The sequence below is a fragment of the Sphingomonas sp. Leaf34 genome (assembly GCF_001421805.1).
Classification (GTDB): Bacteria; Pseudomonadota; Alphaproteobacteria; order Sphingomonadales; family Sphingomonadaceae; genus Sphingomonas.
Genome location: NZ_LMLC01000002.1, coordinates 363089 through 384016, shown reverse-complemented (window position 1 = coordinate 384016; position 20928 = coordinate 363089). Strand labels below are relative to the sequence as shown.

The 20928-nt window shown below is 66.3% G+C and carries 20 protein-coding genes; 16 read left to right on the top strand and 4 right to left on the bottom strand.

Going from position 1 to position 20928, the window contains the following annotated elements:
- The first annotated feature begins 206 nt into the window (after window positions 1-206).
- The 5 genes from ASF00_RS07100 (at window position 207) to ASF00_RS07080 (ending at window position 5910) form a co-directional block, all read left to right on the top strand.
- The gene (locus ASF00_RS07100) at window positions 207-974 is read left to right on the top strand and encodes an SDR family NAD(P)-dependent oxidoreductase (RefSeq protein ID WP_055876260.1); all 768 of its coding nucleotides are present in this window, start codon (window positions 207-209) and stop codon (window positions 972-974) included.
- 4 nt (window positions 975-978) lie between these two features.
- Entirely contained in the window at window positions 979-1872 is an 894-nt protein-coding gene (locus tag ASF00_RS07095; RefSeq protein ID WP_055877180.1) for a glycosidase, read from the top strand.
- 138 nt (window positions 1873-2010) lie between these two features.
- Entirely contained in the window at window positions 2011-3093 is a 1083-nt protein-coding gene (locus tag ASF00_RS07090; RefSeq protein WP_235525661.1) for a metallophosphoesterase, read from the top strand.
- A 101-nt stretch (window positions 3094-3194) separates the two neighbouring features.
- Window positions 3195-5318 carry a M3 family metallopeptidase gene (locus ASF00_RS07085; protein ID WP_082463267.1) on the top strand — a complete coding sequence of 708 codons (2124 nt, stop codon included), beginning with the start codon at window positions 3195-3197 and terminating at the stop codon, window positions 5316-5318.
- A gap of 412 nt (window positions 5319-5730) precedes the next feature.
- Window positions 5731-5910 carry a hypothetical protein gene (locus ASF00_RS07080; protein WP_055876253.1) on the top strand — a complete coding sequence of 60 codons (180 nt, stop codon included), beginning with the start codon at window positions 5731-5733 and terminating at the stop codon, window positions 5908-5910.
- A gap of 111 nt (window positions 5911-6021) precedes the next feature.
- On the opposite strand, the gene ASF00_RS07075 is transcribed toward ASF00_RS07080, so the two are convergent.
- Window positions 6022-7032, bottom strand: coding sequence for a LacI family DNA-binding transcriptional regulator (locus ASF00_RS07075; RefSeq protein WP_055876250.1), 1011 nt, complete (start codon window positions 7030-7032; stop codon window positions 6022-6024).
- Between the two features lie 125 nt (window positions 7033-7157).
- Between ASF00_RS07075 and ASF00_RS07070 the strand changes: the two genes are divergently transcribed.
- From ASF00_RS07070 to ASF00_RS07030, 9 genes are read left to right on the top strand one after another with little or no spacing between them, the layout of a single operon-like run.
- Complete coding sequence (locus ASF00_RS07070; RefSeq protein ID WP_055876247.1) at window positions 7158-8396, top strand: MFS transporter; 1239 nt, start codon at window positions 7158-7160, stop codon at window positions 8394-8396.
- A complete protein-coding gene (locus ASF00_RS07065; RefSeq protein ID WP_055876246.1) occupies window positions 8393-9457 on the top strand; it encodes a sugar phosphate isomerase/epimerase family protein in 1065 nt (354 codons plus the stop codon). Before ASF00_RS07070 ends, ASF00_RS07065 begins: the two co-directional genes overlap by 4 nt.
- A gap of 17 nt (window positions 9458-9474) precedes the next feature.
- The gene (locus tag ASF00_RS07060) at window positions 9475-10599 is read left to right on the top strand and encodes a Gfo/Idh/MocA family protein (RefSeq protein ID WP_055877175.1); all 1125 of its coding nucleotides are present in this window, start codon (window positions 9475-9477) and stop codon (window positions 10597-10599) included.
- Entirely contained in the window at window positions 10596-10982 is a 387-nt protein-coding gene (locus tag ASF00_RS07055; protein ID WP_156348213.1) for a c-type cytochrome, read from the top strand. The genes ASF00_RS07060 and ASF00_RS07055 overlap by 4 nt, the downstream gene beginning before the upstream one ends.
- 13 nt (window positions 10983-10995) lie before the next feature.
- Window positions 10996-11907 carry a hydroxypyruvate isomerase family protein gene (locus tag ASF00_RS07050; RefSeq protein WP_055876242.1) on the top strand — a complete coding sequence of 304 codons (912 nt, stop codon included), beginning with the start codon at window positions 10996-10998 and terminating at the stop codon, window positions 11905-11907.
- 11 nt (window positions 11908-11918) lie between these two features.
- Complete coding sequence (locus ASF00_RS07045) at window positions 11919-12749, top strand: 3-keto-disaccharide hydrolase (protein ID WP_235525660.1); 831 nt, start codon at window positions 11919-11921, stop codon at window positions 12747-12749.
- A complete protein-coding gene (locus ASF00_RS07040) occupies window positions 12746-13327 on the top strand; it encodes a gluconate 2-dehydrogenase subunit 3 family protein (protein WP_055876239.1) in 582 nt (193 codons plus the stop codon). Before ASF00_RS07045 ends, ASF00_RS07040 begins: the two co-directional genes overlap by 4 nt.
- Complete coding sequence (locus tag ASF00_RS07035) at window positions 13324-14157, top strand: sugar phosphate isomerase/epimerase family protein (RefSeq protein WP_055876236.1); 834 nt, start codon at window positions 13324-13326, stop codon at window positions 14155-14157. The genes ASF00_RS07040 and ASF00_RS07035 overlap by 4 nt, the downstream gene beginning before the upstream one ends.
- A gap of 54 nt (window positions 14158-14211) precedes the next feature.
- Entirely contained in the window at window positions 14212-15888 is a 1677-nt protein-coding gene (locus ASF00_RS07030; protein ID WP_055876233.1) for a GMC family oxidoreductase, read from the top strand.
- Here the strand turns inward: ASF00_RS07030 and ASF00_RS18335 are convergent.
- The 3 genes from ASF00_RS18335 to ASF00_RS07020 form a co-directional block, all read right to left on the bottom strand.
- Complete coding sequence (locus ASF00_RS18335) at window positions 15885-16040, bottom strand: hypothetical protein (protein WP_156348212.1); 156 nt, start codon at window positions 16038-16040, stop codon at window positions 15885-15887. The genes ASF00_RS07030 and ASF00_RS18335 overlap by 4 nt on opposite strands.
- Before the next feature lie 118 nt (window positions 16041-16158).
- Window positions 16159-17568, bottom strand: coding sequence for a sensor histidine kinase (locus tag ASF00_RS07025; RefSeq protein ID WP_055876229.1), 1410 nt, complete (start codon window positions 17566-17568; stop codon window positions 16159-16161).
- Window positions 17558-18223 carry a response regulator transcription factor gene (locus ASF00_RS07020; protein ID WP_200910490.1) on the bottom strand — a complete coding sequence of 222 codons (666 nt, stop codon included), beginning with the start codon at window positions 18221-18223 and terminating at the stop codon, window positions 17558-17560. The genes ASF00_RS07025 and ASF00_RS07020 overlap by 11 nt, the downstream gene beginning before the upstream one ends.
- Window positions 18224-18332: 109 nt before the next feature.
- Between ASF00_RS07020 and ASF00_RS07015 the strand changes: the two genes are divergently transcribed.
- Together ASF00_RS07015 and ASF00_RS07010 are read left to right on the top strand one after the other, a co-directional pair.
- Window positions 18333-19415, top strand: coding sequence for an ABC transporter substrate-binding protein (locus ASF00_RS07015; RefSeq protein WP_055877161.1), 1083 nt, complete (start codon window positions 18333-18335; stop codon window positions 19413-19415).
- Window positions 19412-20893: an OprO/OprP family phosphate-selective porin gene (locus tag ASF00_RS07010; protein WP_055876226.1), complete on the top strand. Its 1482-nt coding sequence runs from the start codon at window positions 19412-19414 to the stop codon at window positions 20891-20893. Before ASF00_RS07015 ends, ASF00_RS07010 begins: the two co-directional genes overlap by 4 nt.
- The last annotated feature ends 35 nt before the right edge of the window (window positions 20894-20928 follow it).

Below are 20928 nucleotides of genomic sequence, written 5' to 3'. Positions count from 1 at the left end.
GGACCGTTGCGCAGTCTTATCGGCCTGAAAGCGGGTCTTGGTCGCTTCGCCGAACTGATCCGCATCAGGGACGGTCCCTGGTAAGGGTCAGTTTGCATTACATCAGGCGTTTGTAAGCCACCGGTCGACCTGACAGCAAATTCATTTGCACCGCGGCGCGGTTAAGCGCTTGCCGCGGATCGAGAAAACAGCCGTCGGGGATTGGCATGCTTGAATATCGGGTCGCGATCGTCACGGGCGGGGAATCGGGCATCGGCGCCGCCTGTGCCAAGGCGCTGGGCGATGCCGGCGCGCGCGTCGTCATCACCTATTATACGGACGTCGCGGCGGCGAATGCGGTCTGCGCGTCGATCGGCGGGGATGACCGCGCGATCGCCGTCCAGACCGATGTCGGTGACGAGTCCGCGGTCGAACAGCTGTTTGCAGTGGCCGAAAAGACGTTCGGCACGGTCGACCTGCTCGTCAATTCGGCAGGGCTCAACATGACCGGGGTCGATCTGGTCGACATGAAGCTCTCGCAATTCGACCGGGTCATCCGCTCGGATCTTTACGGGCCGTTCCTGACATGCCGGCGGATGGTGCGGGCGCTGGAGGCGAAGGCGGCGAAGGGGCGGATCGTCAACATCTCGTCGATCCACGAGCGCGCGCCGCGGCCCGGCGGGGTCGATTACGATTCGGCCAAGGGCGGCCTGGCGCAGCTGACCGCGACTCTTGCGCTCGAACTTGCGCCGAGGGGGATCGCGGTCAACGGCGTCGCGCCGGGGATGATCCTGACGCCGATGAACCAGTCTGCGCTTGATCGTCCCACCGAACTGGCGGCGAAGGAAGCGGCGATCCCGTGGAAGCGTGCTGGGCGGCCCGACGAGGTCGCCGCGCTTGTCCTATTCCTGCTGTCGCCGGCGGCGGAGTACATCACCGGCACGACGGTGACGATCGACGGCGCGCTGTCGCTGACCGTTGCGCAAGGGGCGTGATCCGATGCTGAGCTATGTCGTCGAGCACCTCGACACCGTCACGATCTCGGCCGCGTCGCCGATCGACGGAATGGACCTGATGAGCCCGTTCGTCTGGAAGGAAGGCGATCTGTACCGCTTGATGATCCGCGGCGTGCCGCATCCGCTCGGGCCGCATGATCCGACCGGCATCATCGCCGGCGGGGCAAGTACGGACGGGCTGCACTTCCGAATGGATCCGGGGCTGGCGATCGTGCCGGGGCCGGGGCCTGCCGATCTTGGCGGGTGCGAGGATCCGACCGTGCTGGTGATCGATCGCGAGTATCTGGTCTATTATACCGGTGTCGACGCGGCGCGCGTGCAAGGATCGATGATCCTGGCGGCGGGGCGCGAGCTGAGCGCGCTGGTGAAGCAGGACCTAGTGCTTAAGGCGCCACCGAGCGAGGGCAACATCAAGGAGGCGACGCTCGCGCAGACCGCGGCGGGGGATTGGCGGCTGTTCTACGAATATGCCGCGCACGGGGCATCGCGGATCGGCATGGCGCGCGGACCGACCGCCAAGGGGCCGTGGGCCGTGATGCCCAATCCGTTCGGAATCCGCGAGGACAGCTGGGACAATTGGCACCTATCGACCGGGCCGATCATCCGGATCGCGGGGCAGGATCCGGTGATGTTCTACAATGGCGCGACGCACGACGCGCGGTGGCGGATCGGCTGGATCAGCTTCGATCCCGATTTCACGCGGGTGACCGGCCGCGGGATCGAGCCGATGCTGGTGCCGCCGCCCGCGGTAAGCCGCGAGGCAACCGATATCGCGTTCGCCGCATCGACCGTGATCGAGGGCGACAGGATCGCGCTCTATCATTCGCTCGAGGACCGGATGCTGCGGCGTGCGCTGATCGGTGTCTATTCGCGCTGAAGATTGGGGTGCGTCGGAAATAAATTGCGCCACGCGGGCAGGCGCGGGGGTATCGGGGCTGGCCGTCATCGTTCCCGGGGGCATCGCCGAAGGATAGAGACGATCTTCCAGCTGATCTTTTCGCTGCCGTGCCTGTACGTGATCCTGCGCTGGCTGTGGCCGCTGTCGTTGACGGTGCCGGTCAAGCTGGTCGTCGCGGTGCTGCTGCTGCTGGCGTCGCAATATCATTCGTGGAGCCGGCTCTCGTCGGGATCGGTGTTCGCGCCCGAATTTCCTCGCGCCGTCGTGATCGCGTTCAACTGGGCGTTCGGCGCGATCCTGTTGCTCGCCATCCTGCAGATGCTGGTCGATCTCGGAACGCTGACGACGATGCTGGTGCGACGTGGTGCGGTGGTGCCCGACGCGGTGCGCTATGCGACTGCGGGACTTGCCGCGGTGCTGGCGGCGATCGGCGTCGCCAACGCGATCCGCGTACCGGTCGTCAAGGACGTCGAGGTCACGATCCGTGACCTGCCGCCGCAGTTCGACGGATACCGCGTGCTGCAGCTGACCGACCTGCATATCAGCCGGCTGTTTCCCGCGAACTGGGCGCGGGCGGTGGTGACGCGCGCCAATGCGTCGGGCGCGGACCTGATCGTGGTGACCGGAGACTTTATCGACGGGTCGGTGGCGATGCGGCAGGCGGACGTCGCCCCGCTGCGCGACCTGCGCGCGCCGGACGGCGTCTATGCGATCCCCGGCAACCATGAGTATTTCTTCGATTATGCGGCATGGATGCGGCATCTTCAGGCGCTGGGCATCCGCATGTTGCCCAACGCGCATACGCTGCTCACGCGCGGCGATGCGCGGCTGGTTCTCGCGGGCGTGACCGATCTCTCCGCGCCCGCGGTCGGGCAGGCGGGGCCGGATCTTGCCGCGGCGCTGGCCGGTGCGCCGGCTGGGGTGCCGGTCCTGCTGCTCGACCACCAGCCCAAGGCGGCGCGGCAGTCGGCGGCGCGCGGGGTCGCGCTGCAGTTGTCCGGGCATACGCATGGGGGCATGATCATGGGCTTCGACCGGATCTTTGCGCTCGCCAATGGCGGGTTCGTCTCGGGACGCTACGATGTCGACGGGATGACGCTGTATGTGAGCAACGGCACCGGCCTGTGGCCAGGCTTCGCGCTGCGGCTTGGGCGATGGGCGGAAATGACGCGGATCACGCTGCGGTCGAAGCGCGCCTAGCCTGGTCCGCAACGGCCGGGTGGACGCGGTAATCAGGCGTTGTGGCGGGTTGACGGTCCATGCAAGAAGAGCGTCATCACTCCTGCCATAGAGAACCATCGATGCTGCGTTCCACCCTGCTTCGTTCCGCCGCGCTTCTCTGCTGCCTTGCCGGTGCCACCACGGTCCAGGCGGCGCGCGTCAATCCGCTGACCGTGCCCAGCACGCTGCCGTTCCAGGCGCCGCGGTTCGACCAGATTACCGACGCCGATTACCAGCCCGCGCTCGAACAGGGGATGGCCGAGCAGATCGCCGAGATGAAGGCGATCGCCGACAATCCCGCGGCACCGACCTTTGCCAACACGATCGAGGCGATGGAGCGCTCCGGCCGGACGCTCGACCGCGCCAGCCAGGCGTTCTTCGGGGTGTCGCAGGCGAACACCAACGACGTGCTGGACAAGGTCCGCAGCATCGAGGCGCCCAAGCTCGCGCAGCATAGCGACGCGATCTATCTCGATCCCAAGCTCTTCGCGCGCGTGCAGGCGCTGTATGCGAAGAAGAATACGCTCGGTCTCGATGCCGAGCAGCGCCAGGTGCTGGAGATCTATCACAGCGATTTCCTCCATGCTGGCGCGCAGCTGAACGACGTCGACAAGGCCAGGCTGCGGTTGCTGAACACGCAGATCTCGACCGCGACGACCGACTTCCAGCAGAAGCTGCTCGCGGGCACGAAGGCGGGCGCGCTGGTGATCGACGACAAGGCCAAGCTCGCCGGGCTGAGCGACGCCGAGATCGCCGCCGCGGCGGAAGGCGCCAAGGAGCGGGGGATGCCGGGCAAATATGTCCTGTCGCTGCAGAACACGACGCAGCAGCCGGCGCTCGCGTCGCTGAGCGATCGTGCGACCCGCGCCGCGCTGTTCGAGAAGAGCTGGAACCGGTCGCAGCGCGGCGACGCGACCGATACGCGTGCGCTGATTTCGAAGATCGCGCAGTTGCGGGCGCAGAAGGCCAGGCTGCTCGGCTATCCGAACTATGCCGCCTATTCGCTGTACGACCAGATGGCCAAGACCCCGGCGGCGGCCAAGGGCTTCATGACGCAGCTCGTGCCCGCGACAGCCGCGGAGCAGCGGCGTGAGGCCGCCGAGTTGCAGAAGACGATCGACGCGACCGGCGCTTCGTTCCCGCTCGCGCCGTCGGACTGGGATTTCTATTCGGACAAGGTGCGCAAGGCTAAGTACGACCTCGACCAGAACGAGCTGAAGCCGTATTTCGAGATCGGTCGCGTGTTGCAGGACGGCGTGTTCTTCGCCGCCAATGAGCTCTACGGCGTCAGCTTCAAGGAACGCCGCGACATCCCGACCTATCAGCCGGACATCCGGGTGTTCACTGTCTACGACAAGGACGGCTCCGAGCTCGGGCTGATGTATTTCGATTACTGGAAGCGCGACAACAAGGCGGGCGGCGCGTGGATGTCGAACTTCGTCGGCCAGTCGAAGCTGCTGAAAACCAAGCCGGTCGTCTACAACGTCGGCAATTTCACCAAGCCGGCGCCGGGCCAGCCCGCTTTGATCACGTTCGACGACGTGACGACGATGTTCCACGAGTTCGGGCATGCGCTGCACGGGCTTTTCGCGAACCAGACCTATCCGCTGGTGTCGGGCACCAACACCGCGCGCGACTGGGTCGAGTTCCCGTCGCAGTTCAACGAGCATTGGGCGCTCGATCCCAAGGTGTTCGCCAACTATGCCAAGGATTACCGCACCGGCGCGGTGATGCCGCAGGCGCTGGTCACGAAGATCAAGAACGCGGCGAAGTTCAACCAGGGCTATGAGCTCGGCGAGCTGGTCGCCGCAGCCACGCTCGATCAGGACTGGCATTCGTTGCCGGCCACGGCGGGGCCGCAGGACGTCGATGCGTTCGAGACGAAGGCGCTCAACACGATGGGGCTCGACACGAAGGATGTCCCGCCGCGCTATCGCACCAGCTATTTCGCGCACATCTGGGCGGGTGGCTATGCCGCGGGATATTACGCGTATCTATGGACGCAGATGCTCGATAACGATGCCTATGCGTGGTTCATGGCGCATGGTGGGCTGACGCGCGCGAACGGGCAGCGCTTCCGCGACATGATTCTGTCGAAGGGCCACACGCAGGAATACGCCCCGATGTTCAAGGCGTTCTACGGCAAGGATCCCGATATCGGCCCGATGCTCGAGGATCGCGGCCTGAAGGCGACTGCCGAGTAATGCGGTGAATGCGCATGGCGGCGCTGCTCGTCATCGTCTCGCCGGTGTCGAGTCCGCGTCGCCGACGCATACGGGAATCGTCGTGCGGCGCGTGGCGGCATCGTGTCGACGATCGATCCGTGCCCGACCTTAGGCTATGGCGCACCCTGTCGTGACATGATCCGCGTGGCGATCCACGGCAGCTTGCTCGATTTTCAACGATCTTGGCGTCGTCTCCGGCAGGGTGCCTAGCGCGGCACGGCGCGGGCCGCAGTCCAACGGTGCCGGCATCGTCGAGGGCGTCGGCAGGGCGTTACCGACTAGCGATCGGGGATGACGTCTTGCCGTACTTCCTTCCCGGCCGATAGGACGGGCCGCCGACGATCGGCGACAGCCGGGCGACGGGATCGACGGCTTTGCGCAGCGCCATGCCGTGCACCCCGCGACCACGTTCATGCACGCGCCACCGGGCTATGACTTGGTGGTCGGGGCAGCAACGATCACGACTGCGGGGCTGACCGGCTGGCACGCGCAGGTGGTCCATGTCGGATCGAACGCGGGCGACCCCGGGTTGCTGCTCAGCACCGGCGGCGTGTCGATCCGGGCATTGTAGATCGTCACGGTGATGGGAGCGATCGTTGCGATCACCTCGTCGTCGGCTGCCAAGCTGACGCCGCCAAGGCGCTCGGTGCCGATTTACACGCAACGGCGAGGGCAAGACCGGTCATCGATCCCTCGAATGAGGTCGTGCGGTACTGCTTCGAATGATCAATTCGTGCCGCAGCGTGACCTGCCGTGAAGCACTGTCGACGCCGCGCAGGATATCGACGAGCAGATCGACGGTGCGGCGGCCAATCATGCTCTTGGGCTGCGCGATCGTGGTCAGCGGCGGCTGGAAATAGCGCGCGAGCGGCAGATCGTCGAAGCCGATCACCGAGATATCAGCCGGGCAGGACAGCCCCGCGTCGCCGATCGCGCTAAGGGCGCCCATCGCCATTTCGTCGCTGAAGCAGAAGATCGCCGTCATCGCCTGCGCAAGCAGGTCGCGGGCGTGGTCGACGGCCGAGCGCGCGGAATAATCGCCGATGCGGATGTGCAGGCTGTCGCGCAGGCCAGCGCGGGTCGCGGCGTCGATCGCGCCCGCCAGGCGATCGCGGCTGATCGGGCTGACCTCGGGCCCGGTGACCACGCCTATCCTGCGATGGCCAAGTCCGATCAGATGCTTGATCGCGTCGGCGCTCGCTGCGGCGTTGTCGATATGGACGCTCGGGACGCCGAGATCGGGGCTGTATTCACAACCGTTGACGATCGGCGCGGCCGCCCCTTTGCGCGCCAACAAAGACGCGAGGCGGGCGGGCAAGCGGTGGCCTAGGAAGATCAGTCCATCGACTTCGCGGCGCGAGAGCATGTCGGCATATTGATCCTCGACCTCGGGATCGTGCCGCGTGTCGCCGACGACGACCGAATAGCCCGCGTCGCGTGCAGCCTCTTCGGCGCCGCGGATGACGCTGGCGAAGAAGGCGTTCGAGATGTCAGGCACGGTGAGCAGGATCTTGGCGGCGCGCAATGTGCGCAGGCTCCGCGCGGCGACGTTGGGCGCGTACCCGGACTCGCGGACGACCGCGAGCACGCGCGTGCGCGTGTCTTCGGACACCTGTTCGGGGCGGCTGAGCACTCGCGACACGGTGGCGGTGGAAACCCCCGCAAGCGCGGCCACTTCGATGATCGTCGGCATAGGGGCGTCATGGATCCGGTCGTCGGCACTGTCGATATATATCCGATGTAATCCTTTACATTCGTTGCCAGGCTCCGTAGCCTTGGCGTCGACAAGCAGGCAAACTGCGATCGGAGAGGTAGCGAATGGCGCTTGCAAGCGAGGGATCCCAAGTCACGACGAGCGGTCTTCTGACCGGCCGCCTGAGCGCGATGATGTTCATGCAGTTTTTCGTCTGGGGCGCCTGGACCGTCACCCTTGGTCTCGTGATGCAGACGGTCGGGATCGGTACTCTGATCGGTAACGCCTTTTCTGTCGGGCCGATCGCCTCGATCGTCGGGTCGTTCCTGCTCGGGATGGCGGCGGCGCGCTATGTAAGCCCGCGGATGCTGATGGTGATCCTGCACCTAGTCGGCGGCGTGCTGCTGTTCGTGCTGCCGTCGTTGGTGACGCCGGAGGGCGGGCAGACCTTCGTCTGGCTGCTGCTCTGCTACATGATCCTCTATATGCCGACGGTCGGCCTCGCCAACACGATCGCGCTGAAGAGCTTTGGCGAGCGCACCGACAAGTTCCCGTTCGTCCGCGCGTTCGGGACGCTCGGCTGGATCGCCGCCGGCCTTATCATTGGCTGGGCCGGCCTGTCCGCAAGCCCGCAGATCTTCCGCGTCGCGGCGGTCGTGTCGATTGCACTGGGGCTCTATAGCATCACGTTGCCCAACGTCGCGTCGGACGCGCCGCGCGACGAGAGCGTCCTTCGCCAGGTGTTCTGCGTCGAGGCGTTCGGGCTGCTCAAGCAGCGCTCGTTCCTGATCTTCATCACGTGCGCGACGCTCATCTCGATCCCGCTGGCGATGTATTACGCCTATGCCTCGCCCTATATCGGCGCGACGGGGATCAGCAATGTGGGGGGCACGCTGGCGATCGGGCAGATGTCCGAACTGGTTTTCATGTTCTCGATGCCATGGTTGTATCGGCGGTTCGGTGTGAAGCCGCTGCTGCTGGTCGGCATGGCAGCCTGGGCGTTGCGATACGCGCTGTTCGCGATCGGCGACGGCGGTTCGTCCTTGTGGGCGGTGTATCTCGGCGTCGCGCTGCACGGCGTGTGCTACGACTTCTTCTTCGTCGCCGGCGCGATCTATACCGGTACGATCGCGACCCCCAAGGGTGTCAACGCGCAAGCTCAAGGCATGCTGACGCTGTTCACCTACGGCGTCGGGATGCTGCTCGGCTCGCAAATCGGCGCGCTGCTCTACGCGCAGCTCCCCGCGTCGCCGAGCATCGTCGACTGGCAGCATATGTGGTGGTATCCCGCGATTGCCGCGGCGGTGATCGCGCTGTTGTTCCAGGTCACGTTCCGCGACGACACCAGGGCGCGCGGAGCATGACCGGCATGAAGGGACCTGGAATATTCCTCGCCCAGTTCCTCGGGAATGAGGCTCCGTTCGACACGCTCGACGGGCTGGCGAAATGGGCGGCCGGGCTCGGCTATGTCGGGGTGCAGATCCCATGCAACGCGCAGTTGATCGACCTCAAGCTTGCCGCCGAGAGCGTAACCTATTGCGACGAGATCCGCGGCGGGTTGGCCAGATACGGCATCGAAATCACCGAATTGTCGACCCATCTGCAAGGCCAGCTGGTCGCGGTCCATCCCGCCTACGATACGCTCTTCGACGGATTCGCCCCGCCCGAGGTCCACGGCAAGCCGGCCGAGCGGCAGGTATGGGCGATCGAACAGGTCAAGCTCGCCGCACGCGCGAGTGCCAATCTTGGGTTGTCTGCGCATGCGACCTTCTCGGGCGCGCTGGCATGGCCCTATGTCTATCCCTGGCCGCAACGCCCCGCCGGGCTGATCGAGGAGGCCTTCGCCGAACTCGCGCGCCGCTGGACCCCGATCCTCGACGTGTTCGAGGACGCCGGCGTCGATTGTGCGTTCGAAGTCCATCCGGGCGAGGACGTCCATGACGGTGCGACCTGGGAGCGGTTCCTCGCCGCAGTCGACAATCATGCGCGCGCGCGCCTGTTGTTCGATCCGTCGCACTTCGTGTTGCAGCAGCTCGATTATCTCGACTTCATCGATCGCTATCACGACCGGATCTCGTGTTTCCACGTCAAGGATGCCGAGTTCAACCCGACCGGGCGAACCGGCGTGTATGGCGGCTATGAGAACTGGGTCGACCGCGCGGGCCGGTTCCGCTCGCTCGGCGACGGGCAGGTCGATTTCGCCGCGATCTTCAGCAAAATGGCGCACTATGGCTATGACGGCTGGGCGGTGCTCGAATGGGAGTGTGCGCTGAAACGGTCGGAAGACGGCGCCCGTGAAGGCGCGCCATTCATCCGCGATCACATCATCCGCCGGGGTGACCGCGCGTTCGACGACTTCGCCGCCAGCGGCGTCGATCGCACCGCGATCCGCGCGCTGCTCGGTCTGTCGGAGGACCGGTCGTGAGCCGGCTGCGGCTCGGCATGGTCGGCGGCGGGGAGGGGGCGTTCATCGGCGCGGTCCATCGCATGGCGGCCGCGCTCGACGGCGATTGGGACGTGGTGGCGGGCGCGTTCAGCACCGATGGAGGGCGCAACGCGCGGACCGGCGAGCTGCTAGGGCTCGATCCGCAGCGCGTTTATCCTTCGCTCGACGCGCTGATCGAGCGCGAACGCGCCTTGCCGGAGAGCGAGAAAATCGATGCGCTCGCGATCGTGACGCCGAACCATCTGCACGCGCCGATGGCGATCGCCGCGCTCGACGCGGGGTTCCACGTCTTCTGCGAAAAGCCGATGGCGATGAGTGTCGTCGAGGCCGAGGCGATCGCGGCCGCCGCCAGGGCCAGCCGCCGACGGTTCGCGCTGGCATTCACCTATAGCGGCTACCCGATGATCGAAGAGGCGCGCGCGCGTACCGCCCGCGGCGATTTCGGCGCGATCCGGCTCGTCCAGGTCGAATATCTACAGGGCTGGCTCAGCCAACCGATCGATACCGACGGCAACAAGCAGGCCGAATGGCGGACCGATCCCGCGCGCGCCGGGCTTGGCGGGTGTCTTGGCGACATCGGCACACACGCGTTCCAGCTCGCCGAGCATGTCTCGGGGCTGGCCGTGCAATCGGTATCCGCCGATCTGACGACACATGTCGAGGGTCGACGGCTCGACGACGACGTCAGCGCGTTGCTACGGTTCGAGGGCGGCGCGCGCGGCGTGCTCAAGGCGAGCCAGGTCGCGGCGGGCGAGGAGAACGGGCTGCGATTGCGCATCCACGGCGAGCGCGGCGGGCTCGACTGGGCGCAGATGGAGCCCAATACGCTGACGTTACGCTGGCTCGATCGTCCCGCCGAGATCGTTCGGACCGGTGGCCCCGGACTGCACGACGGCGTGGCCGCGTTGATGCGTACACCCGCGGGACATCCCGAGGGCTATATTGAGGCATTCGCCAACTTGTACCGCGCCTTCGCCTCGGCGATTCGCGGTGACGCTGGCAATTGCTGGTGTCCGGGCGTGATCGATGGCCTGCGCACGATGCGCTTCATCGAGGCGGTGATCGCCAACGCAGGATCGGACCAGAAATGGACTTTAGTGACGTCGGGAGAGAATGAATGAAGCTGCTCATGGCTATGGTTGCGGGAAGTATCGCGGCGGTTGCGGCGGTCACGGCCTCCGCGCCGACCACCGCACAGTCGACCCCGGCCTCACCACCGGCGTTCGCCGCGTGCCGCGCCTGTCACACCGTCGTGAAGGGCGGCCGCAACGGCATCGGCCCCAATCTTTACCGCGTGGTCGGTCGTGCTGCTGCGGCGATGCCCGGCTTCAACTATTCGGCCGCGATGAAGGCCTCGAAGCTGCGTTGGGACGAGCAGACGCTGAACGAGTATCTCGCGGCTCCGCAGAAGAAGGTGCCCGGCACGCGCATGCCGATCGCGACACCCGATCCGGCCAAGCGCGCGGCGATCATCGCGTATCTCAAGTCCGAGGGGTCGAAATGATGGGGCGCACCGCATGACGCTCTCGCGCAGAACGCTACTTGGCGCGGCCGCCGCGGCGTCGCTGGTGCCTGGGATGGCCGCGGGGCAACGCCGCAGCAGCAATGCGGCACGCTTCTCGCTCGCCTATGCGCCGCACGAGGGCAGTTTCGCCAGTCGCGGGAGACGGATCGAGCAGATCGCCTATGCCGCCGATCAGGGCTTCACCGCCTGGGAGGACAACGAGGCGGCGACGCGATCGGTGGCCGAGCAGGAGGAGATGGCAAAGGCGCTCGCGCAGCGCGGCATGACGATGGGCGTGTTCGTCGCCAGCATGCCCAAATGGTCGAAGTCGCGACCGTTGCTCGGCGCGACCGACGGCGCCGAGCGCGAGGCATTTCTTGCCGACATCCGCGCTTCGCTTGACGTTGCCAAGCGGTTGAACGCTAGGCGGATGACCGTCGTCACCGGCTTCATGGATCCAAAGGTGCCGGTCGATATCCAGACCGCGCGCGTGATCGACGTGATGCGGCGCGCGGGCGATATCGTTGCGCCGTCAGGCGCGGCGATGGTGATGGAGCCGCTCAACACGCGGACCAACCATCCCGGCGTCTATATGCAGACGGTGTCGCAGGGCTACGCGGTCGCGCGCGGCGCCAACAGCCCCGCGGTCAAGGTCCTCGCCGACCTGTATCACGAGCAGATCCAGTCGGGGAACCTGATCCCGACGCTCGACACCTGCTGGAACGAGATCGGCTATATCCAGTTCGGCGACAATCCAGGCCGCAACGAACCGTCGACCGGCGAGATCAACTTCGCCTCGATCGTGAAGTGGCTGAAGGCGAAACGCTATACCGGCGTGATCGGGATGGAACACGGCAATTCGATCGCTGGCCGCGCGGGTGAGGATCGCCTGATCGCCGCCTATCGCGAGATCGACGCGGCATGAGGGGGATGAGGATGAAGACGGGTGTGATGGCGGGAGTCATCGCGGCGATGGGGCTGACGACGGCAGGGCCGGTCGCGGCGCAGGAGAAGCCGGGGTTCAAGGACACGCCGATGCTGCCCGGCGGACAATGGCGCGTCCATGATGCCGACCGGCCCGCGCCGATCGTCGTCGCACCGGCCACCATGCCCGGCGGCGCGCCTGCGGATGCGATCGTGCTGTTCGACGGCCGTTCGCTCGATGCCTGGAAGGCCGATCGCATCGCATGGCCGATCGCAAACGGCGCGCTGACGATCCCGTCGCGCGCGGCAAGCGGCGGCGAGAACAACCTCGTTTCGAAACAGAGCTTCGGCGACGTTCAGATGCATCTCGAATTCCGCTCGCCGTATCCGCCGACCAAAAACTCGCAGGATCGCGGCAACAGCGGCATCTGGTTCATGCAACGCTACGAATTGCAGATCCTCGATGGGTCGCAGAACCCGACCTATGCCGATGGCACAGTCGGCGCGGTCTATGGCTGGAAGCCACCGCTCGTGAACGCCGCGCGCAAGCCGGGCGAGTGGCAGACCTATGACATCGTGTTCGAACGGCCGCGCTTTGCCGCGAACGGCAGTCTGGTTCGCCCCGCGTATGTCACCGCGCTGCTGAACGGCGTGCTCGTGCAGAATCACCAGGCGATGCTCGGCACGACGATCTGGCGCAAGGTCGCGAGCTACGCTGCACACGCGGACGCCGCGCCGATCCAGTTGCAGGATCACGATTCACCAGTGTCGTTTCGCAATATCTGGGTCCGTCCGCTGACCGAGGCGGCGATCGCGCAAGATCTGAAGAAGGACGGTAAATGATCGATCGCAGAACTGCGCTCGCCGGCGTCGTCGGCATGTTCGGCAGTGCCCTTTTCGCCCCGATCGCGCGCGCCGCCGGCGTCGGGCAAGCGCCAGGCTCGGCCGCCGGCATCCCGGCGATCAGCGAAGGTCCGCCGAGTGTCGCGGTATTCACGGCCTCCCAGCGTGCGCTCATGACTGCGCTCAGCGAACGCGTCGTTCCGACCACTGATACGCCGGGAGCGATTGCCGCCGGTGTTCCGGCTTACATCGAAAAGCTGCTCGCCGACTGGGCTGCACCCGCCGATCGGGTGCCGATCCTCGCCGGGCTCGACGCGATCGAGGCGCGCTGCCTGAAGGACTATAAGGTGCCCGGCGCAGGCGCGACCGCGGCGCAGCACGACGCGCTGCTGACGCTGGCGATGACCGACAAGATGCCGTCGGGCGGCGTGTTCTTCGAAGCGTTCCGGCAGCTCGTGATCACCGGCTATTACACGTCGGAAATCGGCATGACGCAGGAGCGCGAATATCTGCCGGTGCCGGGCGAGTATAACGGCGCATTCCCCTATTCTCAGGTCAACAAGGTATATTCCGCATGATCCTCAGCCGTCGCAACCTGCTCGCCGGCTCGGGCGCCGCCGCGGCGCTCGCGTTCGTGCCCACCGCCTCCGCCGCGCAGCTGAAGGCGATCGGCCTGCAGCTCTACACGATCCGCGACATCTTCTCGAAGGACCCGTTCGGGACGCTCAAGCAGGTCGCGCAGATCGGCTATCGCGAAGTCGAGTTCGGCGGTGGCGGCTATGAGGGCATGGACCATGCGAAGCTGCGCCGGACGATGGACACGCTCGGTTTGACAGCGCCGTCGGTGCATATCGGTTATGACGCGCTGCTCCAGCGGTTCGACCAGTCGGTCGCGATGGCCAAGACGCTCGGCGCGACCACCGTCGTGCTGCCGTACATGACCGACGAGCATCGCAACGAGCAGGGTTGGAGCGCAGCACTGCCGAACTTCAACCGGTTCGCCAAAGACCTGAAAAGGGCCGGGCTCGGCTTCGCGTATCACAACCACGATTTTGAATTCACGATCAAACCGGGCGGCGTCAGCCTGTACGAGCGGCTGCTGAAGGAGACCGATCCGACGCTCGTGAAGCTCGAACTCGACCTGTACTGGGCGTTGCATGCGGGTGAAAACCTGACGACGCTGATCGAACGCCTGTCGCAGCGGCTCTACGCCTATCACGTCAAGGACATGCGGCCCGATCGCAGCATGGCCGCGGTCGGTGCAGGCACGGTCGATTTCGCCGCGCTCTTCAAACTGAAGGCCAGCGCCGGCGTCCGGCATTTCTACGTCGAGAATGATCAGGCCCCCGCGCCGTATCTTCCCGACATCACAACGAGCTTCCGGACACTGCGCGCCCTCCGCTTTTAAACGGGGGTGATCTTGAAGCGTGTGTTTCTGACTGAGAATTAGGAGAGGAAGATCATGGCTGAGACCAACAGGTTCGACGCGATCGTCATTGGTTCGGGCGTAAGCGGCGGTTTCGCCGCAAAGGAACTGACCGAAAAGGGATTACGCGTCCTGATGCTGGACCGCGGTAAGATGGTTGAGCACGGCGAGGGCTACACCTACGACGGCAAGCCGGCTTACGAGGTGCCCGCGCGCAACATCATGCCCAAGGCATTGATGGACAGCGATTATTTCATTGCCAAGCATGGCTATGTCTCACCGAGCAACCGGGAATTCTACAATGACGACCGGTTGAACCCCTATGCCTATGACGAGGGCGAAAAATTCTATTGGATCCGCCCCGCTGCGGTGGGCGGCAAGTCGATCATCTGGGGGCGCTGGTGCTTCCGTTGGAGCCCGGAGGATTTCGAGGCGAACAAGCGGGACGGCATCGATGGCGACTGGCCGATCCGCTATGACGACGTCGCGCCGTGGTACAGCTATGTCGAGAAATACATCGGCGTATCCGGCTCGCGCGAGAACCTCGCCCATCTTCCGGATAGCGAGTTTCAACCGCCGATGCCGATGAACATCGCCGAGAAGTGGTTGAAGCAGGGGCTCGAAACGAAGTTCCCCGGCCGGAAGCTGATCAATACGCGGCTGTCGAATATGACCGAGGACAAGCCCGATCAGAACCGCACCAAGTGCCAGTTCCGCAATCAATGCAGCAACGGCTGTTCGTTCGGTGCCTATTTCTCGACCCAGGCGGTGACGCTGCCCGCGGCGCGCGCGACCGGTCGCCTGACGCTGAAGTCCGACGCGGTCGTCACCAATCTCGCCTATGACGCGGCGCGCAAGAAGGTTACCGGCGTCCGCTATATCGATGCGAAGACAGGGCAGGTGGAAACGGTGCAGGCCGATCTCGTCTTCCTCTGCGCTTCCGCGATCGCCTCGACGCAGATCCTGCTCAACTCGCGCGCACCGGGCAGCGATCGCAGCTATTTCGACGCCAGCGGCACGCTTGGGCGCTACGTGATGGATCACATCTTCCGCGTCGGGGTCGAAGGCGACATTCCCGGCATGGATGAATTCATCGAGTTCGGTCGCCGTCCCGGCGGTGTCTATATCCCGCGCTTTCGCAACGTCGGTGGCGACGAGGGTGTCGGCTTCAAGCGCGGCTATGGCTATCAGGGCAGCGCTTTCCGTAGCCCCGCCGCCCCGGTCGGATTCGGCGCATCGATGAAGCAGGGCATGCGCAAATATGCGCCGTGGCGGTTCAGCATGGGCGCGTTCGGCGAGTGCCTTCCCTATGCCGACAACCGCGTGTCGCTCCATCAGAATAAGGTCGACCGGTTCGGCGTGCCGCTGGTCCGCTTCGACGTGACCTTCCGCGACAATGAGCTGAAGATGATGTCCGACGCGCGGACGCAGGGCGAGGCGATGCTCAAGGCCGCGGGCCTGACCAACGTCAAGAGCACGGAACGCGAGCATGTCCCCGGCGATGCGATCCACGAGATGGGCGGCGCCCGGATGGGTCGCGACCCGCGCACGTCGGTGCTCAACGAGTGGAGCCAGGCGCATGCGGCGTCCAACCTGTACGTCACCGACGGCGCGCAGATGGCATCGATCTCCTGTGTGAACCCGTCGCTGACCTTCATGGCGCTCACTGCCCGCGCGGCCGACCATGCGGTCAAGCAGATGAAGAAAGCCTAGGCCGGTCGGGCGTTTGCGATATGCGCCGACGCCCGCCCCGCATGTGTGTCGCGTTCACGCAGCGGGGCGTTCTCGTCGATCGGCGACAACGAAGGATCGTAGTGGCCGATAGTCGCGACCAGGAACTCCATCCTGAACGTACCGTCGATCACGACGATATCGGCGCGCTGCGCTTCGTGCAGACCGTCCGGGATGATCGCCGCCCGCGTCGTGCCCGTGTCGTGCCCGCTTCGCGCGCCCGTCGATGATCGCGATCCGCATGACGCGGTTTTATGCGGTGTCGTCGGGGCTGGTCAGCGGCTGCGGGAAGCGCAGGATGACGGTCGTGCCAACGCCCGCGTCGCCAAACCCGACGGTGGCGTCCAGCCGTGCCGCGGCCGAGCGGACGATTGCGAGACCCAGGCCACTGCCTTCCGGGCCGTTGATGTCGCCGAACCGGACGAAACGGTCGAACGCCGTGTCGCGGTGCGCAGCGGCGATGCCGGGACCATCGTCGGCGATGGTGACCGACGTCCCGGAAGGCTCGACCGCGATCGTGACCGTCACCGTGCCGCCCGGTCGGTTGTAGCGGATCGCATTGTCGATCAGGTTGGCGAGTATTTCGAAAATCAGCGTGCGGTGGCCGGGTACCATCGGGACAACCTGCGCGTCGCCCTCGAGCGTCAGGTCGATACCGGCCTCGATCGCCTGAGTGACGTGTCGGGTGATGACCGCCGCGGCCACCTCGCGCAGGTTCACCGCCTCCAGCGGAGCGGACACGCCGGCTTCTTCGGCACGCGCGAGCGCGAGGAGCTGGGTCACCAGCCGTTCGAGGCGGACAATCGCGTCGGCGATCTCGTCGAGGGCCTCGATGCGCTGGGCATCCGATCCGCGGCGGGCGAGCGCGACCTGCACTTTCAGTACCGACAGCGGCGTGCGCATCTGATGCGAAGCATCGGCGGTGAAGCGACGGACGCCGACGGTGGCGGTGTCGAGCTGAGCCAGGAGCCGATCGAACGCGCCGGAGAGCGGCCGCAATTCGCTCGGGAGCGGCCCCGTATCGAGCGGTGAGAAATCGGGGCGCGCACGCTCGTCGCGCGCCTCGACCGCGCCGCGCAGGCGCGCGAGCGGGCGCAGCGACCAGCCGAGCGCGGGACGCAACAACAGCGCGGCGGCGCCGACCAGGACGCATTCGCCGATCAGCAGCGCGAGCATTAGACGCCGGGTGAGCGCGCCCCGATTGTCGAGCGTTTCGGCAATCTGGACGATGACCGGCTGGTCGATCCGGGGGAGCGAGCGGCGGACCTCGGCGATGCGGATCTGCTGGTCGCGGTAGCGCGCGAACCGATAGCGCGGCACGTCGACCGCGAGCGTCGCGGGGTCTGGTGCGGGCAGGTCGGCATAGCCTGTCAGCAGATCGTTCCCTACGGCGACGCGGTAGTAGACGTTGTCGCGCTCAGTGTTCTCCAGCATTCCGAACGCCGCGGCGGGAAGGTCTAGCGTCACCTCGTTGCGCTCCACCTGCACCGTCTCCGCGATAGCGCCGAGTGCGCCGCCGAGCACGCGGTCGTTGGTACGGCGGACGACGTCGGCGATCAGCGTCGCGCCGACGACGCCGATCAGGATCGCGGCGGCGAGCAACGGCCCGAGCACCGCCACCAGCAGCCGCGTCCGCAGCGCCGGCGCGCGCTCAGCCGGCATCGAGCATATAGCCGACGCCGCGCACCGTGCGGATACCGGGGCCGTCGGGCGCGAGCTTCGTCCGCAGCCGCGTGACATGGACCTCGATCGCGTTGTCGCCGACCGGCTCGTCGAACCCGAACACCTCGCCGATCAGCAGCTCGCGCGGCATCACGCGGCCGGCACGCGTCGCCAGCGCCTCCAGCACCGCGCGTTCGCGGCGACGCAGGTCGAGCGCGCGGCCGGCGATATCAGCGTCGCCGGACGACCGGTTGATCGTCAGCGTCCCGACCACGAGCACTGGCAGCGGATCGCCGCCACGCCGCCGGCCGAGCGCCCGCACGCGCGCCTCCAGCTCTTCGGGCTCGAACGGCTTGCGCAGATAATCGTCGGCGCCGAGATCGAGCCCGCGCACGCGGTCGTCGAGCGCATCGCGCGCGGTGAGCATCAGCACGGGCACGCGCTCGCCGCGCCGCCGCAGCGTTTCGAGCACCGAGAACCCGTCGATACCCGGCAGCCCGACGTCGAGAATGACGAGCGCATAGGGCTCGCCGGCGACCACCGACAGCGCCTCCTCGCCGGTCGCGACGTGATCGACCGCGTTGCCGCCGGCACGCAATAGCGCGGCGATACTGCGTGCGAGCGCCGCGTCGTCCTCGATCAGCAGGATGCGCACAACGGCTCGTCCTTCGCCTGATCGGCGTGAAAGGTTGGTGACAGGTTCACTTCGTACGCCATCGATGCAGTCTATCCGAACACAGAGACGGAAGGCGAGGAGAGTGATGATGGCCCGAATTTTTCTGACGATCGCAATGCTGGCTACGAGTGTCACCGCGACGGCTGTCGTGGCGCAGCGTCCGGCCGGCTATCCGCGCTCCTACGACCAGATCATCGCCGACGCGCGCGCCGAGCGGCAGGTGCGGATCTACGGCAATGCCGATCGCGCCGAGCTGCTGCCGGTGGTCGCCGCGTTCCGGAAGCGGTATCCGGGGATCACCGTGCTGTACGCCGATCTCGGCTCGACCGAGATGTATCGCCGCTTCGTCACCGAGACCCGCGCCGGCCGGCTGTCGGCGGATCTCGTCTGGTCGTCGGCGATGGACTTGCAGATCAAGCTGATCAACGACGGCTTCGCGCAAGGCTATGCCAGCCCGGAAAAGCCGGCGCTGCCGCCGCAGTCGGTGTGGAAGAACATGGGTTTCGGCGTCACCGCCGAGCCGATCGGGATCGTCTACAACACGCGGCTGATCCCCGCCGCGCGCGTGCCGCGCACGCATGCCGCGCTCGAGGCGTTGCTGCGGCAGAACGCGCGCGCGTTCGCGGGCAAGGTGACCACGTTCGACCCCGCGCGGTCGAACACCGGCTATCTGTATCTGACGCAGGACATGGCGACGACGCGCGACACGCGGTCGCTGCTGGAGGCGATCGCCGCCACGAAGCCCGTCCTGTCGCTGACCACCGAGCCGATGCTGCGCGGTGTCGCCGAGGGGCGGCAGGCGATCGCGTACAACGTCATCGGCTCCTACGCGCTTGAACGCGCGCGCACCGACCGCCGCATCGGCGTGGTGTTTCCACAGGACTATACGCTGGTCACGTCGCGGATCGCGTTTATCGCGCGCGAGGCCGCGCACCCGGCGGCGGCGAAACTCTTCCTCGATTTCCTGCTCTCGCGCGAGGGGCAGTCGCTGCTCGCCAGGCGCAGCCTGTGGCCGGTCCGTACCGATGTCGCGGCACGTCGTCTTCCCACCGCGCAGGCCCGACCGATCCGCGTCGGACCGCAACTTCTCGTCAACCTCGACCGCGTCAAGCGCCAGCGTTTCCTGCGCGACTGGACCGCGATTCTCGCCACCGGAGCCCAAGCCCAATGACCCTCTTCCGTACCGGGTGCGCCGCACTCGCGCTGATCGCGGCGACGCCCGCGCTAGCGCAGACTCCGAGCGACGCCGACCTTGCCGCGCTGGTCCGCGCGCAGGCGGCCGAGATCGCGGCGTTGAAATCGCGGCTCGATCGGCTTGAGAATGTCACTGCCGTCGCGCAGGCGACCGCGCCGGTCGCGCCCGTGCAGGTGGCGCCGCAGGCCGTCGCGCAAAATAACGAGCCACGTCGAACCGTTCCATTCGCGCCGCAGCTTGCGCCCCCGGGGCCGGCCGATCGCAGCGTCGCCCAGGCGTTGGCCGCTCGCGACAATCCCTCGGGCGTCACGACCGAATGGGGCGCCGGGCTGCCCGTCTTCCACTCGGCGGACGGCGTGTACACGTTCAAGCCGCGCGGGCGCATCCTGACCGATGTGAGTTCCAGCTTCGGCTCTAAATATGATGGTCGCAATATCACGACGACGGGCATGCGCGCGCTCCGCCTTGGCCTCGAAGGCGGCGTCGGCCCGCATTTCTTCTACCAGTTCGAGAGCGACTTCTCGGAGAACGAGGTCGACGTCGTCACCGCGTTCGTCGGCTGGCGCAACAAGATCAAACCGGGCCTCGATTACGATGTCCGCGCCGGCCATCTGTTCAACGACCGCAGCTTCGAGGGCTCGACGGGCTCGGATTCGACGCCGTTCCTGGAGAGAAGCACGGTTTCGACCGCGATCATCCCGCAGCGCGGGTTCTACGGGATCGGCGTGATGCCGCGCGTGTTCTGGAAGACCGGCCACGCGTCGCTCACCGTCACCGGCGACCGGATCGACGGGACGCAGACCGTCGGCGACAGCCGCACCGTGCTCGGCCGCGCGCACTGGAACCCAATCAAGTCGGATACCGGCGTGCTCCATCTCGGCGCCTGGGGCTTCGACGAGTCGCTGTCGTCGGTCGCGGGCACGCTGACGCGCAACACGGTGATCGGCGGCCGCTTCAACGGCGCGCTGCGCGTGTCGACCGGACCGCTGATCGGCGGCACGGGTACGACCGGCTACGGCGTCGAGCTCGGCGGCTATCGTGGGCCCTTGTGGGTGATGGGCGAAGCGGGCCGCCGCAACGCAAGGCTCGACGGCGGGCGTCCCGATTTCGTCAGCAAGGCATGGAGCGTCTCGGGCGGGCTGTTCCTGACCGGCGATCTGCCGCCGTACAACCCGCGGCTCGGCAGCTTCGGCCAGCCCAAGGTGTTGAAGCCGACGTTCGACGGCGGCGTCGGCGCGATCGAGCTCACCGCGCGCTACGAAAGCCTCGACTTCGACAATCTGCTGACCGGCGGCGACGGCTGGGCGGCAACCGTCGGCGTCAACTGGTACCTCAATTCCTTCACCCGCTTCCAGGTGAACGCGATCCAGTGGAATACCGACAACCGCGCCGGCGACTATGTCGGCAACGACAGCGGCCAGACGCTCAGCGCGCGCGTCGGTGTTACGTTCTGATGCTGGCTGGAGTGCGAGGTGGCTCATTCCACCGT

Excerpts from the sequence above, each read along its gene's own strand:
- ASF00_RS07100 (WP_055876260.1), top strand. The coding sequence starts at position 207 with ATGCTTGAATATCGGGTCGCGATCGTCACGGGCGGGGAATCGGGCATC.
- ASF00_RS07095 (WP_055877180.1), top strand. The coding sequence starts at position 979 with ATGCTGAGCTATGTCGTCGAGCACCTCGACACCGTCACGATCTCGGCC.
- ASF00_RS07085 (WP_082463267.1), top strand. The coding sequence starts at position 3,195 with ATGCTGCGTTCCACCCTGCTTCGTTCCGCCGCGCTTCTCTGCTGCCTT.
- ASF00_RS07075 (WP_055876250.1), bottom strand. The coding sequence starts at position 7,032 with ATGCCGACGATCATCGAAGTGGCCGCGCTTGCGGGGGTTTCCACCGCC.
- ASF00_RS07070 (WP_055876247.1), top strand. The coding sequence starts at position 7,158 with ATGGCGCTTGCAAGCGAGGGATCCCAAGTCACGACGAGCGGTCTTCTG.
- ASF00_RS07065 (WP_055876246.1), top strand. The coding sequence starts at position 8,393 with ATGACCGGCATGAAGGGACCTGGAATATTCCTCGCCCAGTTCCTCGGG.
- ASF00_RS07060 (WP_055877175.1), top strand. The coding sequence starts at position 9,475 with ATGGTCGGCGGCGGGGAGGGGGCGTTCATCGGCGCGGTCCATCGCATG.
- ASF00_RS07055 (WP_156348213.1), top strand. The coding sequence starts at position 10,596 with ATGAAGCTGCTCATGGCTATGGTTGCGGGAAGTATCGCGGCGGTTGCG.
- ASF00_RS07050 (WP_055876242.1), top strand. The coding sequence starts at position 10,996 with ATGACGCTCTCGCGCAGAACGCTACTTGGCGCGGCCGCCGCGGCGTCG.
- ASF00_RS07045 (WP_235525660.1), top strand. The coding sequence starts at position 11,919 with ATGAAGACGGGTGTGATGGCGGGAGTCATCGCGGCGATGGGGCTGACG.
- ASF00_RS07040 (WP_055876239.1), top strand. The coding sequence starts at position 12,746 with ATGATCGATCGCAGAACTGCGCTCGCCGGCGTCGTCGGCATGTTCGGC.
- ASF00_RS07035 (WP_055876236.1), top strand. The coding sequence starts at position 13,324 with ATGATCCTCAGCCGTCGCAACCTGCTCGCCGGCTCGGGCGCCGCCGCG.
- ASF00_RS07030 (WP_055876233.1), top strand. The coding sequence starts at position 14,212 with ATGGCTGAGACCAACAGGTTCGACGCGATCGTCATTGGTTCGGGCGTA.
- ASF00_RS07025 (WP_055876229.1), bottom strand. The coding sequence starts at position 17,568 with ATGCCGGCTGAGCGCGCGCCGGCGCTGCGGACGCGGCTGCTGGTGGCG.
- ASF00_RS07015 (WP_055877161.1), top strand. The coding sequence starts at position 18,333 with ATGGCCCGAATTTTTCTGACGATCGCAATGCTGGCTACGAGTGTCACC.
- ASF00_RS07010 (WP_055876226.1), top strand. The coding sequence starts at position 19,412 with ATGACCCTCTTCCGTACCGGGTGCGCCGCACTCGCGCTGATCGCGGCG.